Raw genomic sequence first — 15,932 nt, 5'->3', positions numbered from 1 at the left:
TTAAGATAAACGCTGATTATTTATTTCTTTAATACGGACCTTTTCCCGGATCAACTCCCACAGCACGACACCGGCCGCCGTGGCCACGTTCAGCGAGTGCTTCATGCCCAACTGCGGAATCTCGATAACGCCATCACAAAGTTGGATGGTTGATTGCTCCACCCCTGTTACCTCGTTGCCAAAAATCACGGCAATCTTGTCGTCTTCCACCGAAAAAGAACCGAGCTTCCAGCTATCAATAGCCTGTTCGACCGCGTAAATCGTGTACCCCATAGACCGCAGGTCTTCGATGGCCTCTTCAATTTTTTTAAAATATTTCCACGATACGCTTTCTTCCGCACCAAGGGCTGTTTTCTTGATCTCTTTGTGTGGAGGGTATGCCGTATATCCGCAGATATAAATGCCTTCCAGCAAAAACGCATCGGCCGTACGAAAGACCGAACCGACATTGTATGCACTGCGAATGTTTTCCAGTACGGCGATTACCGGTAGCTTTTCCGATTGGCGGAATTCCTCTACCGATTTTCGTCCCAGCTCCGCCATGCTCAGTTTGCGCATTCTCTTTTTTTGAGCTGCAAAAGTAAGGTTCGGTTTGGCGTGGATAAAAAAAGGGTGCGAAAGCAGCCATCCCTGCTATTTTTGCGGCATTCGCTATGAGTAAGGTAAAGACTGCAGAAACGCCATTAATGCAACAGCACAAAGCCATCAAGGCCAGGTACCCGGATGCCGTGTTGCTGTTTCGTGTCGGGGATTTTTATGAAACATTTGGACAGGATGCAATTATTGCTTCGCAGGTTCTGGGCATTACCTTAACAAAGCGCAACAACGGCGGCGCATCCGACAGCGAACTGGCTGGTTTTCCGCACCATGCCCTGGATACCTACCTGCACAAACTGGTCAAAGCCGGTTACAGAGTTGCCATTTGCGATCAGTTGGAGGACCCGAAAACAGTCAAAGGAATTGTGAAGCGCGGGGTGACGGAAATGGTTACTCCCGGAACGGCAACGAACGACAAGCTGCTCGATTTTAACAGCAATAATTTCCTCGCCGCTGTTCATATTGCCAACAATGCGTATGGCCTGGCTTTCCTCGATATCTCCACGGGTGAATTTTTTATCGCAGAAGGCGACCGTGAATATGCCGACAAACTTTTGATGGGTTTTAAGCCGGCGGAAGTCATTTTTCAACGCCAGAATCAACGGCGCTTCAAAGAAGAATTCGGCACCCGCTTTTACACCTATACACTCGACGAATGGATCTTCAGCTTTCCGTATGCGGAAGAAGGGTTGCTCAAACACTTCGATACCCATTCGTTGAAAGGCTTTGGCATTGAAGGCGCCGATGCGGGCATTGTGGCGGCTGGCGCTGTTTTGCATTATCTGAGGGAGACCGAACACCCCAACCTGCAGCACATTACCTCCATTCACCGGTTGGCGCAGGCCGACTACCTATGGATGGACCGCTTTACGATCCGCAACCTTGAGCTCATTCACAAAAGTGGCGAGGGAAGCCAGACCCTGCTGGATGTACTGGACGCAACAGTCACTCCCATGGGTGCCCGCATGCTGCGGCGCTGGATTGTTTTTCCGCTCAAAGACATGCAGAAGATCAACGAGCGGTTGCAAACGGTTGAGTATTTCATCCTGCAAACAGAGTTACGAAACCAACAGCTTCATGCGCTGAAGCAGTGCGGTGACCTGGAACGTCTCGTTTCAAAAATTCCCCTGAAAAAGATCAACCCACGGGAGCTTTTGCAACTGGCAAGATCACTGACGCAAATCGATACCATCAAACAGCTTTGCATGGCAAGTGAAAACAGCTACCTGCAACGCCTGGGCGATACACTTAACCCGTGTCATTATATCACGGAAAAGATTTTAGCCTTCATTACCGAAAATCCACCGGCGCTGGCCATCAAAGGCGGCTTTCTGAATGGAGGGGTGAACGAAGAACTCGATGGCCTGCGAAACATTGCACAGCACGGCAAGGAATACCTACTGCAACTGCAACAAAAGGAAAGTGAATCAACGGGCATTTCATCGCTCAAGATTGGTTATAACAATGTTTTCGGTTACTATCTCGAAGTAACCAATTCGCACAAAGCCAAAGTGCCGGCAGCCTGGATGCGAAAGCAGACCCTTGCCAATGCAGAACGCTATATCACCCCGGAACTGAAAGAATACGAGGAAAAAATTACCGGTGCGGAAGAAAAAATGCTGGCCATTGAGTTGAATCTGTATGATGCGCTTCTCAACGAACTGCACGATTTTATTGCACCCATCCAGGCCAATGCACAGATCGCGGCAACGCTTGATTGCCTTTGTTGTTTTGCGAACAACGCACTTCAGTTCAATTATAAAAAGCCGGTTTTGCACGAAGGCGATGAACTGGTCATCAAAGAAGGTCGTCACCCGGTGATTGAACGGTCGCTGCCGCCGGCCGAACCGTTTATCAGCAACGATTTGACGCTTGACAAAGAGGACCGGCAGATCATCATCCTGACCGGTCCGAACATGAGTGGTAAATCGGCCCTTCTTCGCCAAACGGCGTTGATTACGCTCCTGGCGCACATAGGAAGCTTTGTCCCGGCCACGGAAGCAAAAGTCCCGCTGACAGACAAAATTTTTACCCGTGTAGGTGCATCCGATAACCTGAGTGCCGGCGAAAGTACCTTCATGGTGGAAATGAATGAAACGGCCTCGATCATTAACAACGTTTCGCCGCGCTGCCTGATCCTGCTGGATGAAATCGGCCGCGGAACGTCAACGTATGACGGCATTTCCATTGCCTGGAGTATTGTTGAACATTTGCACCATGCGACCGAACAGCCTAAAACATTCTTTGCTACGCATTACCACGAGCTGAACGAACTGGAAAATAAATTGCCGCGTGTCAAAAACTTCCATGTCACGAACAAAGAAGTCGGCAACAAGATTATCTTCCTTCGCAAGCTGGCTCCCGGCGGCAGTACGCACAGTTTTGGAATCCACGTGGCAAAAATGGCGGGAATGCCGTCAAGCCTGGTCAACCGGGCAAACGAAGTATTGAAACAACTCGAAGAAAAGCATGTCGATAGTGCCCTGGCACAAAATGTAAAAGGACTGACAGCACCCAAATTACAACTCAGCATTTTTGATGCGCACTCGCAAACGTTTGATGATATCCGGAAGATGCTCGAAGGCATCGATATCAACCGCCTGACTCCTGTAGAGGCGCTGTTAAAACTAAACGAAATCAAAAACCTTTTGAAATAGACCGCAGAGGCCGGAAGAAGCCTGGATTAAGTTCATTGCCGACACATTATTTGGCATCGAACCAAACCTTCTTTTCATCGTCCCATGTACCGTTGTAATTGATGAACAACTCCTCGCCTGCTTCGATGTCGCGGACGGTAATGATGCTGATCGCTTGCTGGTTAAAATACATTCCGTACTGGCAGTTGGCCTTGTACGAATGATTGTAAACGGAAACCAGGCCTAGCGCCATAGCACACTGGTCGAGTTTCTTCCCCCATTCAAAAATATAATCGTGCAGGAGTGTTTTGTCAAGATCAACGCGGTTCTTGCCATTCATGACGATCACCGGTGAGAGTTCTATCAGTGTGCCGGCCGGGATGGCTTCTTCCGTAAATACGCCGCGGCCCATTTTTTTGGTGGCGCCGACATAAAGGCCTTCCCGCAGATAACTTAACTTTTTTGCTGCCATATGAAATCGCCGTGAAGATAGGTTGCGTTGAAATACTGCACTAAATTTGACGCATGACTTTGGAAACGTTACAGGCAGAACTGGAGCATGTATTGGAGAAAGGCGATCCCGATGAGATCAGGTTGTTCCTCGATCAGCAGAATATTAGCGATGTGGCCGAGTTGATTTACACCCTGCCTGAATACGATGCTTCCATCATCAGCTATATGTCCATCCACCGAGCATCGGGTGTGTTCAAGATTTTGGAAACCTCCACCCAGCAGGACATCATTCAACAACTTCCCCCCAGCAAAACAGCAGAACTCCTCAATGAACTTCCCCCGGACGACCGCACGGCGCTCCTCGAAGACCTGCCCAGCGGCGTGGTGCGTGAACTGATCAAGCTCCTCAACCCCAGTGAACGGAAAATCACGCTTTCGCTTCTTGGCTATCCCGAAAACAGCGTTGGACGCCTGATGACACCGGACTATGTATACGTGTATGAAAAAAATACGGTGAAGGAAGTGCTGGAGATCATTCGCCGGGTGGGAAAGAACAGCGAAACGATCGACGTGATTTACGTGATCAACGAAAAGGGCGAATTGCTGGATGATATCCGGATCCGCGAATTTATCCTGGCCTCTCCCGACAAACGTGTGAGCGAACTAATGGACGACCGGGTGATTGCCCTGAATGCCTACGATGACCAGGAAGTGGCCAATGAAGCGTTTAAAATGAATAACCGCGTGGCCTTGCCGGTGGTTAGCAACAGCAACAAGCTGCTCGGCATCGTCACAATCGATGATATCCTGTGGGTGGCCAACGAAGAATTCAGCGAGGACATGCAAAAGATTGGTGGTACCGAAGCGCTGGATGAACCTTACCTTGAAATGCCCCTTTTTCGCCTGCTGAAAAAAAGGGTGGTCTGGCTCGTGGTACTTTTCCTTGGCGAAATGCTGACGGCTACGGCGATGGCGTATTTCGAAGACGAAATTGCAAAAGCCACCGTGCTGGCGCTTTTTATTCCGTTGATTATATCCAGTGGTGGCAACAGCGGCTCGCAAGCCTCGACGCTGATCATCCAGGCAATGGCAGTGGGAGAAATTACGGTAAAAGAATGGTGGCGGGTGATGCGGCGTGAAATCATCTCCGGGATAATGCTTGGCGCTGTCCTGGGTACTATTGGTTTTCTGCGCATCCTTCTCTGGCATAGCATCAAGCCCAGCGTTTATGGCGAGCACTGGATGGTGATTGGGCTGACGGTTGGCATTGCACTGATTGGCGTCGTGTTGTGGGGTACGCTGTGCGGCAGCATGCTCCCGATGATTTTGAAACGGCTGGGTGCCGACCCGGCGGTGAGCTCAGCTCCATTTGTGGCTACCCTTGTCGACGTAACCGGATTGATCATCTACTTCTCCGTTGCCTTCCTGATCCTGAGCGGGAGGCTACTGTAAATGCCTTTTTATCGCTTCAAATTTTAATTTGTCCCTGTTTTTGTTTTTTTTCGCAGCCTAAAAGAATACGAAACTTTATGTGTGGAATTGTTGCCTATATCGGACCCCGTGAAGCCTACCCTGTAATTTTAAAAGGATTGAAGCGGCTGGAGTACCGCGGTTATGACAGCGCCGGCGTGGCGCTCCTCAACAGCGGTTTGAAAGTTTACAAAAAGAAAGGAAAAGTGGCCGACCTGGAAGAATCCATTGTAGGCAAAGACCTGCATGCCAATATCGGGATCGGCCATACCCGCTGGGCCACCCACGGTGAACCCAACGACCGCAATGCCCACCCCCACCTCTCTAACGGTGGCCGGCTGGCGATGATCCATAACGGGATCATCGAGAACTACGCAGCCCTGAAACAGGAACTCCTGAAAAATGGCTACCATTTTCAAAGCGATACGGATACGGAGGTCCTCCTGAATTTTATCGAATACATCCAGGTCAATAACAACTGCTCGCTGGAAGAGGCGGTACGCATCGCCCTGAAACGCGTTGTAGGTGCGTATGTGATTGTGTTGATCGACCAGGAAAATCCCGACACCCTGATCGCGGCCCGCAAAGGAAGCCCCCTGGTGATTGGTATCGGCAAGAACGAGCATTTCCTGGCGTCGGATGCGTCGCCCATTATCGAGTACACAAAGGAAGTGGTGTATGTCAACGATTACGAGGTTGCCATTATTAAACCCGATGAGCTGATTTTGAAAAACCTCGGGAACGAAAGACAAACACCTTACATCACCAAGCTGGACATGGAACTGGCAGCCATTGAAAAAGGCGGCTATGACCATTTCATGCTGAAAGAAATTTTTGAACAGCCGCAAACCATTTACGACTGTTTACGTGGCCGCCTCGATGCGGACCTCGGTACCATCACGATGAGCGGCATTGAGAAATACAAAGAACAGATCATGAATGCCAACCGCATTGTCATGGTTGCCTGTGGCACGAGCTGGCATGCCGGCCTCGTCGCCGAATATATTTTTGAGGAACTCTGCCGCATTAATGTTGAAGTGGAATACGCTTCCGAGTTCCGTTACCGCAATCCGGTGATCAACAAGGGCGATGTGATCATCGCTATCTCGCAAAGTGGCGAAACGGCCGATACGCTGGTGGCGATCGAAAACGCCAAAAAGCAAGGTGCGATCATCCTGGGTGTGGTCAACGTAGTGGGCTCGTCCATTTCCCGTGTGTCGGATGCCGGTGCATATACCCATGCCGGACCGGAAATTGGAGTTGCTTCCACCAAAGCCTTTACCGCGCAACTGGCCGTGTTGACGATGATTGCCCTGAAGATTGCCCATGACAGAGGTAGCATCGATAAAGAGCGTTACCACCGCCTGCTGCACGAACTGAACGATGTGCCGGATAAGGTGAAAGCTACGCTGGAGCAGCACGAACACATTAAAGCAATTGCCGAAAAATACAAGGACTCAACCGATTCGCTTTTCCTCGGCCGCGGTTATAATTTCCCGGTTGCACTGGAAGGTGCCTTGAAACTGAAAGAGATTTCCTACATCCACGCCGAGGGGTATCCTGCTGCAGAAATGAAGCACGGGCCCATTGCCCTGGTCGATGAAAAACTCCCGGTTGTATTTGTAGCAACCAGGGATTCCTATCACGAAAAAGTGGTCAGCAACATGCAGGAAATCCGGGCTCGTAAAGGGCGCATCATTTCCGTGATCAACGAAGGAGACGAACAGAGCACTGCTCTTTCTAACGACGTGATTGTTGTTCCCGAGGCCGACGAAATTCTGGCGCCCATGATCAGTGTGATCCCGCTGCAACTACTTTCCTACTATGTGGGTGTGGCAAGAGGGTTTGACGTGGACAAACCGCGTAATCTGGCCAAATCGGTAACGGTTGAATAATACCAAACCCCTCAAACGGAGGGGTTTTTTGTGGATACTTTTGCCTGAAAAACGACATTGATTTTCGAGGAGCGGCGGGTAAGAGGTTCGTACTCCATTTCGTCCTGTTCTTTTAACTTTAGCCTTATGAACAAAAAACCCTTGCAGTCCATCGGTTATAATTTTATTCAAGCTGCGTTTTTACCAAAAGGAAAAAACGAATATCACCTGCGCAACTTTCAAAACCGCAACGGTATCAATTACCGCAACCTATCTGCCTATGAGATTGAAGTGCTGGTGCGCAACCGCAATACATCAGACGACTGGAACAAGATCCGCGTGTCCGATGCATTCAATCCAGAGCTGGTAAAAAACTGCAAGTTTTTTGGATTGGTACGGATTGGAAAACTGGAAAGCATTGCGCTGGAGTATCACAATATCACCATGCCGGTGGGCTTGTACGACAGTACGATCATCAGTTGTGATTTTGGCGATAACGTCGTGATCAACAACGTGAACTACATGTCGCACTACATTATCGGCAACGAGGTGATGATCGCCAATGTCAACGAACTGCATACGACCGACCACGCAAAGTTTGGGAACGGGATCATCAAGGAAGGTGAGTCGGAGGAAATCCGAATCTGGCTGGAAGTGTGCAACGAGAATGGCGGCCGGAAAATTATCCCGTTCAATGGCATGCTGCCCGGCGATGCTTATCTCTGGAGCAAATACCGCGACGATGAAGCGTTGCTGAATCGCTTCAAGGAAATGACGGAGAAAAAGTTTGACAAGCAAAGAGGGTATTACGGCAAGATCGGCGACAACTGCGTGATCAAAAACACCGCGATCATCAAAGATGTCTGGGTCGGCAGCGATGCATATATCAAAGGTGCCAACAAGCTTAAAAATCTCACGATCAATTCGTCGGCGGAAGCACCGTCACAGATTGGCGAGGGATGTGAACTGGTAAATGGCATTGTAGGATTTGGCTGTCGAATTTTCTACGGCGTGAAGGCAGTACGTTTTTTTATGGCGTCGCACTCACAGTTGAAATATGGCGCACGGCTGATCAACTCGTTCCTGGGTAACAACTCGACCATTTCCTGTTGCGAAGTATTGAATTCGCTGATCTTTCCTTTTCACGAGCAACACCACAACAATTCATTTTTAATTGCAGCGACGGTCATGGGGCAAAGCAATATTGCGGCCGGCGCAACTCTCGGCTCCAATCATAATAGTCGCGCAGCCGACGGGGAGCTGGTGAGCAGCCGTGGCTTTTGGCCGGGTCTCTGTGTGAGCCTGAAACACAATTCGAAATTTGCCTCGTTTACGCTTCTTGCCAAAGGCGATTACCCCGCGGAGTTAAATATTCCCCTGCCCTTCTGCCTGGTCAGCAATGATGTCACCAATAACAAGCTCGTTGTAATGCCGGCCTACTGGTTTCTCTATAACTTGTATGCGCTGGCCCGGAATGCAGCCAAGTATGCCGACAGGGACAAGCGAACCAAGAAGCTCCAGTTTATCGAATACAGCTTCCTCGCACCCGACAGCGTCAACGAGATTTTCAAAGGATTGAATATTCTTCGCAAAGCTGTCGCTCATGCGTACAACCCTGAACTGCGACAAGCGGAAGATCATACAGCCATTACCGAAGGCGAACGCATCCTCAACGATGGGGGTGCGGATCTTCGGGGGCTGGATGTTTTTGTCGAAGGCTTTGAATGCACCAATCGCCCTACCCAGATCATCAAGGCAAAAGAGGCATATGACATTTATAAAAAACTGGTGATCTATTATGCGGTTGAGCAACTCACAAATTTTATCGAACACCACGCCATTGCTTCATTCGAAGAGTTGCAACAGGTATTGCCGCAATCGCCGCAACGACTTGACTGGGTAAATGTGGGTGGGCAGTTGCTTCCCAAAACGGCTTTGGAAACATTGTTACAGGATATTAAATCGGGACGAATCAACAGTTGGAACGAAGTGCACCGGTTTTACCAGCAGCAGGGCCATTTGTATTCCGAACAAAAATTGCAACATTCCTATGCGTCCATACTCGAACTTTTACAATTGGATAGGAACGGTTTGACAGCAGACGATTTCTCCTCATTATTACAACAGGCGCTGGCTTTCAAAACCTGGATGGTCGACAATATTTATGAATCCCGGGCAAAAGACTTCCAGAATGAATTTCGGAGGATGGTGTACGACAATGAGGCCGAGATGGAAAACGTTGTCGGCAGCCTGAAGGACAATGTTTTTATCAACCAGCAAAAAGAAGAATTGGCCCGCTTCCGTCACTCGCTGCAAAAGATCAGTGAGCAATTCAGCCTGGCCATTGTGTAAGGACAAACGGCCTGCGCAGCCCTTGTTATTTCTTCCGGAAGAAAATTCGTACCGGCACACCTTTTAAATCAAAACTTTCCCGCAATTTGTTTTCCAGATAATTGCGATAGGGCGTTTTGATATCGTCTGGATAGTTGGTGAAAAATGCAAACGATGGTACGGCCGTTGGCAATTGGGTAATGAATTTGATCTTGACTGCATTTCCCCTTACCACCGGCGGGTGGTACGATTCAATGGCCTTCAGCATCACGTCATTGAGCTTTGATGTCGGTATCTTGCGCTGTCGGTTTTCGAATACAATCAGGCCTGCTTCAATGGCCTGCAAAATCCTGGTTTTCTCTTTGGCCGAAATGAAAAGGACGGGAACGTCGTTGAACGGTGCCAGGCGTTGTTTCAATACCTTTTCGTAATCCCTTGCCGTGTTAGTTTCTTTTTTAACAAGGTCCCACTTGTTTACAAGCACAACTATGCCTTTTCCCTTGCGGGCAGCCAGGCTGTAAATTGTCAGGTCCTGGGCCGTAATTCCTTTTTCGGCATCCAGCAGCAGCAGACAAACATCGGCTTCATCGAGGGCTTTAATGGCACGGATCACCGAATAAAATTCCAGGTCTTCGTGCACCTTGGCTTTGCGGCGGATGCCCGCCGTGTCGATGAGGATAAAATCTTTTTGAAATAATTTGTAGCGGGTGTGTATGGTATCCCTTGTTGTGCCGGCCACATCGCTCACAATCGTTCTCTCCTCACCTGTCAATGCGTTCAGCAGCGAGGATTTACCAACATTCGGCTGGCCGATGATGGCAAATTTGGGGAGGTGTTCTTCTCCTTCGATCTCGACCTCTTCTTTGATCAGGGCTGTGACATCGTCGAGCAGGTCACCGGTGCCGCTGCCGCTCATGGCCGAAATAAAATGAAGCTTTTCGAAGCCAAGGCTGTAAAATTCCGATGCTTCCAGCAGTCGTTCGTGGTTGTCAACTTTGTTAACCACCAGTAAAACGGGTTTGGTGGCACGGCGCAAAATGTCGGCCATGGCGTCGTCCAAATCGGTCATGCCGGTTGCAGCGTCGACAACGAAAAGGATCACACTGGCCTCGTCCATGGCAATGCGCACCTGGTGGCGGATCTCCTTTTCAAACAGGGCCTGTCCCTCAGGGACAAAACCGCCGGTATCGATCACGTAAAAGGATTTCCCGTTCCATTCCGCAATACCATATTGCCGGTCTCTTGTTACTCCCGGGATGTCTTCCACGATGGCTTTTCGCTGCTCCAGCAAGCGGTTAAAAATCGTGCTCTTTCCAACATTGGGACGGCCAACAATCGCTACAGTAAATGCCATGACTACAAATATTTCGCCTTTAAAAAGTGGACAAAAGTACGCTTTCGCCGCTACTCCGGCGCATTTGGCAGTTTGGAATTGTAAAATTGGAGAAATTGCAACAGGTCTTGTTCCCTTTTAAAAGTCAGCTTTTTTTCGTTGATCCAGTCGTTGTACTGCGAGGCTTTTGGTAAAACGGCCAGGAACGCCTCCCGGTTCAGTTTGCGAATGGGTTGGATGATTTGGTTGGTCCGGATAAAATAATCGATGTCGTCGCGGAAGAAATAACGTTTTTGTGTGCCGAACAGGGAATCTGCAGTGACAACGGTCCGGTGTACATACCTAATTAACTGGTATGCTCCCTGGTTCAGAATGGCTACCAGGCCGTCCACCTTTTTCTTGTTTAAAAACAGGTTGGCTACCTTCCGCTGAAATTCGATGCTGTCATTTTTAAACACGACCCGAACAATGTCTTTGTCCTGCAGCACCCATTCCTCGTTATTTTTTAAAAAATAAATTTCATCGGTGGCAAGGTTCAATTTTACGGGAGCTGTCCCGATCTGACTGCTTTCGGTAAACAGATCGGCTTCCTTCCATTGGTCGCTCCAGAAGGGCGAACCTTTGATTCGGCTGTAGCTGACTTTGGCATTACCACCCAGCCCGTTGAAGTCCACTTCGTCCACATATTTTACCACTTTTGCCTCAGAGAGGTTGGTGATGATCCCATTGTTCATCCGAACGTTTTGCGCCGGCAATGCAAATGGGGCAAGCAAAAACAACAGTGCGACCGGTTGGTACCGTTTTGTCATGGCACATGATTGATTTACCTTTTTAATAGCCATACTCTTTCAAGAAAAGCTCGTTGTCGCGCCATTTTGGGCGCACTTTGACAAAGAGTTCCAGGAAGACTTTTTGCCCGATGAATTCTTCGATCTCTGTTCTCGACAACGTACCGATTTGCCGGATCATCTTGCCTCCTTCGCCGATCAGGATTGCCTTTTGCGATTCCCGCTGCACGATGATCTCGGCCCTGATTTTAATAAGGGTAGACTTTTGCTTGAATTCATTTACGACTACCGTTGCCTGGTAAGGAATTTCTTCCTCGAATAAATCATAGATTTTCCCACGGATAATTTCAGCAACAAAAAATCGGGTGGGAAGATCCGACATTTCATCTTCGGCATAAAAGGCTTCGCCTTCGGGTAGGGCGGCAACAATCTTTTCGAGCAATTCGGGAACACCCTTTCCTGTCAATGCAGAGAGGAAAACGGTTTCTTTTGCGTAGGCTTTACCAGTAAAAAACTGAGCAGCTTCCTTTTGTTTCTCCGCTCCTGCCCTGTCGGCCTTATTGATCACCAGCAGAGACGGAACTTTTAGCCGGAGTGAAGAGAAAATGGTATCGGCTTCTTCCCAATTGTCGTTGATATCGACAAGTAAAAGGGCCAGGTCGGCATCTTCCAGCGCCGTTTTTACGGCCTGCATCATTTTTTCGTGCAGCTTGTATTTTGGTTCAATGATACCCGGTGTATCCGAAAAAATGATCTGGTACGCATCAGACGTTAAAATTCCTTTGATGCGGTGCCGCGTTGTTTGCACTTTGGGCGAAACAATGGCGAGCTTTTCCTTCATCAGCGCATTGAGCAGCGTGCTTTTCCCCGCATTGGGCTTTCCGAAAATGTTGACAAATCCTGACTTCACCTTTTGATAAAAATTAGGCTTCAAAGGTAGAAGAATAAAAAAATGTTTGGAAGGAAAGACCGCCCTCTCTATATTTGCACTCCACAACGCGACGAACGGGTTGTTCAGTTCTTAAACACACAAACTTTTTATATCGCGAAGTAGAGCAGCGGTAGCTCGTCGGGCTCATAACCCGAAGGTCGCTGGTTCGATCCCAGCCTTCGCAACAAGCAAACCCCGGTTTATCCGGGGTTTTTTATTGCCTGTACCGGTCAATCTTGCTATGAAAATGTTATAACCGCACTTTTAAAGGGTTTCAAGGCAGGATTTGCGCAAAACTTGCTGTAAAAAGTGTAGCGGTGTTTTTGCCCCAGCAGGTACCGCATTTCAGCGTCCGATCATGATGAACGAAACACAGTACGACACGGAGTTATTTGCCGAAGTTTACGATGTACACCCACAGGCCATTGTTTGGTTCCGGCCCATTTGGAACAGCGATCATTCAGCGATAGTCGATTTTGCATTTAGTTACTGCAATGATGAAGGTCTGCGCTATTTAGGCGTGACCAGGGATCAGCAACAACAATTACGGGTTTCTGACACGGTTACACTGACCGATCCGTTACGGCCGAAAGTCCTGGCTGAACTGGTCGATGTCTACACGACGGGGCAAACCGCAGAATCGAATATTTACAATCCGGCATTGAACAAATATGCACGGGTTTTGCGAACGAAACTGCGGGGCGGTGTGTTGACGATTTTACAGGATCGTACCGAGGAATACCGGATCATCCGGCAATTGGAACAACAGGCAAACGAATTAAAGGTTAGGGATGACCTGTTGGAAAATCTTTTGAAACACTCTCCTGCCGGGATTTCTGTCACCAAGGTGATTCGAAATGAACAGGGAAAGGTTGTTGATGGCCGTACACTGCTTGCGAACGAAATGGCTGCTCAACTTTTACATCAATCCAGGGAGACTTTTCTTTCGCAAACAGTTGTCCAACTGGATCCGACGATCCTGGAAAGTCCGTTGTATCAGCTGTCTATCCGGACGTTGGAAACAGGCGAGCCATTTCATACGCAATACTATGTGGCATCGGCCAGGAAATGGATTGAGTTGTCGGTTGCCAGGATGGAAAATGACCACCTGATTAACATTTTTACCGATGTCACCGACACCAAGACGGCGCAACTCAAAATGGAGAATTCGGCAGAGCGGCTGAAGGCAGTTTTTAATGCCTCGCCGTCCGGCATGTTCACCTTCGCACCCGTTTTTGACACCAAAGGCGAGGTGGTGGACTTTTGCTTTGTGATCACCAACCCAACATTTGCTGCCTACGCCGGACAAACACCGGAAACCCTGCAGGGCGGCCTTGGCAGCACATTCTTTCCCGGCTACCTGTATAATGGCGTTTTCGAGATGTACAAACAAACCTACCTGACAGGTGCAACCCTTCGCCAGGACATTCATTATAACGTGGATGGACATGACCTATATCTCGATCTTTTGAGCACCAAGGTGCAGGATGAAGTGCTTGTAACGTTCACCGACTATACCATTGCCAGAAAAGCCCAGATTCAACAGGAAAAACTGGTAAAAGAACTTCAACGATCGAACGAAAACCTAGAGGAGTTTGCCCATGCCGCATCACACGATTTGAAGGAACCGATCAGGAAGATCAGCGTTTTTTGCGACCGGTTGATGCATAGCCTTGATGACCGGATGGACGACATGGAGAAAAGTATGTTCGAGCGAATGTCGAAGGCTGCTAACCGCATGATGCTGCTGGTGGACGACCTTTTGAACTATTCGCACGCCGGCCTCAAACCGGCAGAGCTGGAAGAAGTGGATCTGAATAAAAAAGTAACATTGGTGCTGCACGATTTGGAAGTAGCCATAGAGCAAAAAAATGCTATTGTCTCGGTCGATCAACTGCCTGTTGTGAAAGGATACAGGCGTCAATTGCAGCAGTTATTTCAAAATTTGATCAGCAATGCCTTAAAGTATAGTAATCCGGGTGTTCCGCCGGAAATTCACATTGGTTACCGCCTGGTGAAGGGCGCCGACATCCCGTTTGAAACTTCCCCGGCGAACAAAGAGAAGGACTACCATCTCATCGAGATTTCAGATAACGGTATCGGTTTCGAGCCCCAATACGCCGAACGGATTTTCCAGATGTTTCAGCGCCTTCACGGACGAGCCGAATACGATGGTACCGGCATTGGCCTTTCCATTGCCCGTAAAGTGGTGACAAACCACAACGGCTTTATCTGGGCGGATGGTGAAGTCGACAAGGGCGCCACGTTTCATATTGCTTTTGAAAAATAATTTGCGCTTCGCATAATCGCAAGCCGACGAACGGACGTCTTTGTACCTAAAACCGTTTGATCAATAATCCCAGTGCCGCGGCAACGAGGATAATAAAAGGTTCCTGCAATTTTTTAAAGTAAAGCAATGCAAAGATGGTGATCAAAGCAATAGCCGGTGAAATCAGGTCGGTAAATTGTCGTTTCGCCAGAACAAGAACTGCACCGGCAATGGCCCCAACAGCGCCAGCTGTAATGCCTTCAACCAGGGCTTTTACTGCTGGATGATTCCCGTGTCGTTTAAAATAAGGTGCCGGTAAAATCGTGAACAAATAGCATGGAAGAAAGGTTGCCAGGGCCGCCACACTTGCGCCGGGAAAACCGGCAATCAGATAGCCGATAAACCCTACCGTGATAACGACCGGTCCTGGTGTGATCATTGCTACTGCAACAGCATCCAAAAACTCTTGTTCGCTGAGCCAGTGATACTCTTTCACGACACCACCGTATAAAAAAGGAACGATCGCCAGGCCACTTCCAAATACAAATGCACCCGCTTTTAAAAAAAACCAAAACAGCTTCTGGAGTGGATGGCTTAAGTGATAGAAGCCAGCTTGCAAAAAAAAGGGAAGCAAAATAAACCCGTCTGCAAAGAGAAATGTTGGTTTCGTTCTGACGAAACAATAAATGACACTACCAATCAGAATAAGGGAAATACTTTCCTTCTCAAACAGAAATGTGAATACGGCCAGAACGGCAAAAATTGTCCATAACAGCCAATCTTTTCCAACGCTTTTTCGGATGAGTTTGTAACTGCCAACCGAAATAATGCCGATAACGGCGGCGCCAATACCGTAAAACACTGCCTGCATCCAAGACAGACCGCCAAAACTAACGTAGGCAAACCCCAACGCAATAACCATCAAAAATGATGGCAGGACAAAGGCGATACCTGCTGCCGTGGCGCCAATGATTCTGTAATGAACATAGCCCAGGTAAATGGCCAGTTGAGCAGCCAAAGGGCCCGGAGCCAGTTGTGCAAGGGCCAATCCCTGCCTATACTCTTCCTCTGCTATCCATTCTTTTTCTTCCACCAGGTCTTTGTGCATTCGGCCAACTAACGCAACCGGACCACCAAAGCCAAGACTACCCAGTTTTAGAAAATAGCAGACCAGGTCTTTGAGGGTATAAGTTGCTTCTTCAGCGGTCGCCTGTAATGATTTGTTGAACGTTGTCATCTTACGAAACTTT

General features: G+C 48.6%; 11 protein-coding genes and 1 tRNA gene. 6 read left to right on the top strand and 6 right to left on the bottom strand.

Annotation, left to right across the window (positions count from 1 at the left end; genetic code table 11):
- The gene (locus tag D6024_RS12070; protein ID WP_121354893.1) at positions 1 to 558 is read right to left on the bottom strand and encodes an RNA methyltransferase; all 558 of its coding nucleotides are present in this window, start codon (positions 556 to 558) and stop codon (positions 1 to 3) included.
- 128 nt (positions 559 to 686) lie between these two features.
- On the opposite strand from D6024_RS12070, the gene mutS reads away from it, so the two are divergent.
- The gene (gene mutS / locus D6024_RS12065; RefSeq protein ID WP_240410017.1) at positions 687 to 3,254 is read left to right on the top strand and encodes a DNA mismatch repair protein MutS; all 2,568 of its coding nucleotides are present in this window, start codon (positions 687 to 689) and stop codon (positions 3,252 to 3,254) included.
- A 46-nt stretch (positions 3,255 to 3,300) separates the two neighbouring features.
- Here mutS and D6024_RS12060 read toward each other — a convergent pair whose 3' ends face one another.
- Positions 3,301 to 3,705, bottom strand: coding sequence for an SET domain-containing protein (locus D6024_RS12060; RefSeq protein ID WP_121354891.1), 405 nt, complete (start codon positions 3,703 to 3,705; stop codon positions 3,301 to 3,303).
- Positions 3,706 to 3,758: 53 nt separating this feature from the next.
- Between D6024_RS12060 and mgtE the strand changes: the two genes are divergently transcribed.
- From mgtE to D6024_RS12045, 3 genes are all read left to right on the top strand, one after another.
- Positions 3,759 to 5,138, top strand: coding sequence for a magnesium transporter (gene mgtE, locus D6024_RS12055; RefSeq protein WP_121354890.1), 1,380 nt, complete (start codon positions 3,759 to 3,761; stop codon positions 5,136 to 5,138).
- A 77-nt stretch (positions 5,139 to 5,215) separates the two neighbouring features.
- A complete protein-coding gene (gene glmS, locus D6024_RS12050) occupies positions 5,216 to 7,051 on the top strand; it encodes a glutamine--fructose-6-phosphate transaminase (isomerizing) (RefSeq protein WP_121354889.1) in 1,836 nt (611 codons plus the stop codon).
- 126 nt (positions 7,052 to 7,177) lie between these two features.
- The gene (locus D6024_RS12045; RefSeq protein WP_121354888.1) at positions 7,178 to 9,382 is read left to right on the top strand and encodes a DUF4954 family protein; all 2,205 of its coding nucleotides are present in this window, start codon (positions 7,178 to 7,180) and stop codon (positions 9,380 to 9,382) included.
- A gap of 25 nt (positions 9,383 to 9,407) precedes the next feature.
- On the opposite strand, the gene der is transcribed toward D6024_RS12045, so the two are convergent.
- Genes der through era form a run of 3 tightly spaced genes read right to left on the bottom strand, consistent with a single transcriptional unit; the run spans position 9,408 to position 12,392 of the window.
- Positions 9,408 to 10,715, bottom strand: coding sequence for a ribosome biogenesis GTPase Der (der, locus tag D6024_RS12040; protein WP_121354887.1), 1,308 nt, complete (start codon positions 10,713 to 10,715; stop codon positions 9,408 to 9,410).
- Between the two features lie 50 nt (positions 10,716 to 10,765).
- Complete coding sequence (locus D6024_RS12035) at positions 10,766 to 11,503, bottom strand: hypothetical protein (protein WP_121354886.1); 738 nt, start codon at positions 11,501 to 11,503, stop codon at positions 10,766 to 10,768.
- A 22-nt stretch (positions 11,504 to 11,525) separates the two neighbouring features.
- Positions 11,526 to 12,392, bottom strand: a complete 867-nt coding sequence (gene era / locus D6024_RS12030; protein ID WP_121355348.1) for a GTPase Era — start codon at positions 12,390 to 12,392, stop codon at positions 11,526 to 11,528.
- 134 nt (positions 12,393 to 12,526) lie between these two features.
- On the opposite strand from era, the gene D6024_RS12025 reads away from it, so the two are divergent.
- Positions 12,527 to 12,598: transfer RNA gene (locus D6024_RS12025), tRNA-Met, on the top strand.
- Between the two features lie 173 nt (positions 12,599 to 12,771).
- A complete protein-coding gene (locus tag D6024_RS12020) occupies positions 12,772 to 14,703 on the top strand; it encodes a sensor histidine kinase (RefSeq protein ID WP_121354885.1) in 1,932 nt (643 codons plus the stop codon).
- Between the two features lie 46 nt (positions 14,704 to 14,749).
- Here D6024_RS12020 and D6024_RS12015 read toward each other — a convergent pair whose 3' ends face one another.
- Positions 14,750 to 15,919: a chromate transporter gene (locus tag D6024_RS12015; protein WP_121354884.1), complete on the bottom strand. Its 1,170-nt coding sequence runs from the start codon at positions 15,917 to 15,919 to the stop codon at positions 14,750 to 14,752.
- Between the last annotated feature and the right edge of the window lie 13 nt (positions 15,920 to 15,932).

The organism is Flavisolibacter nicotianae, assembly GCF_003628535.1.
GTDB classification, from domain to species: domain Bacteria; phylum Bacteroidota; class Bacteroidia; order Chitinophagales; family Chitinophagaceae; genus Flavisolibacter; species Flavisolibacter nicotianae.
Note: the sequence above shows the minus strand (reverse complement) of the source record. Positions and strands in the feature narration are given on the sequence as shown.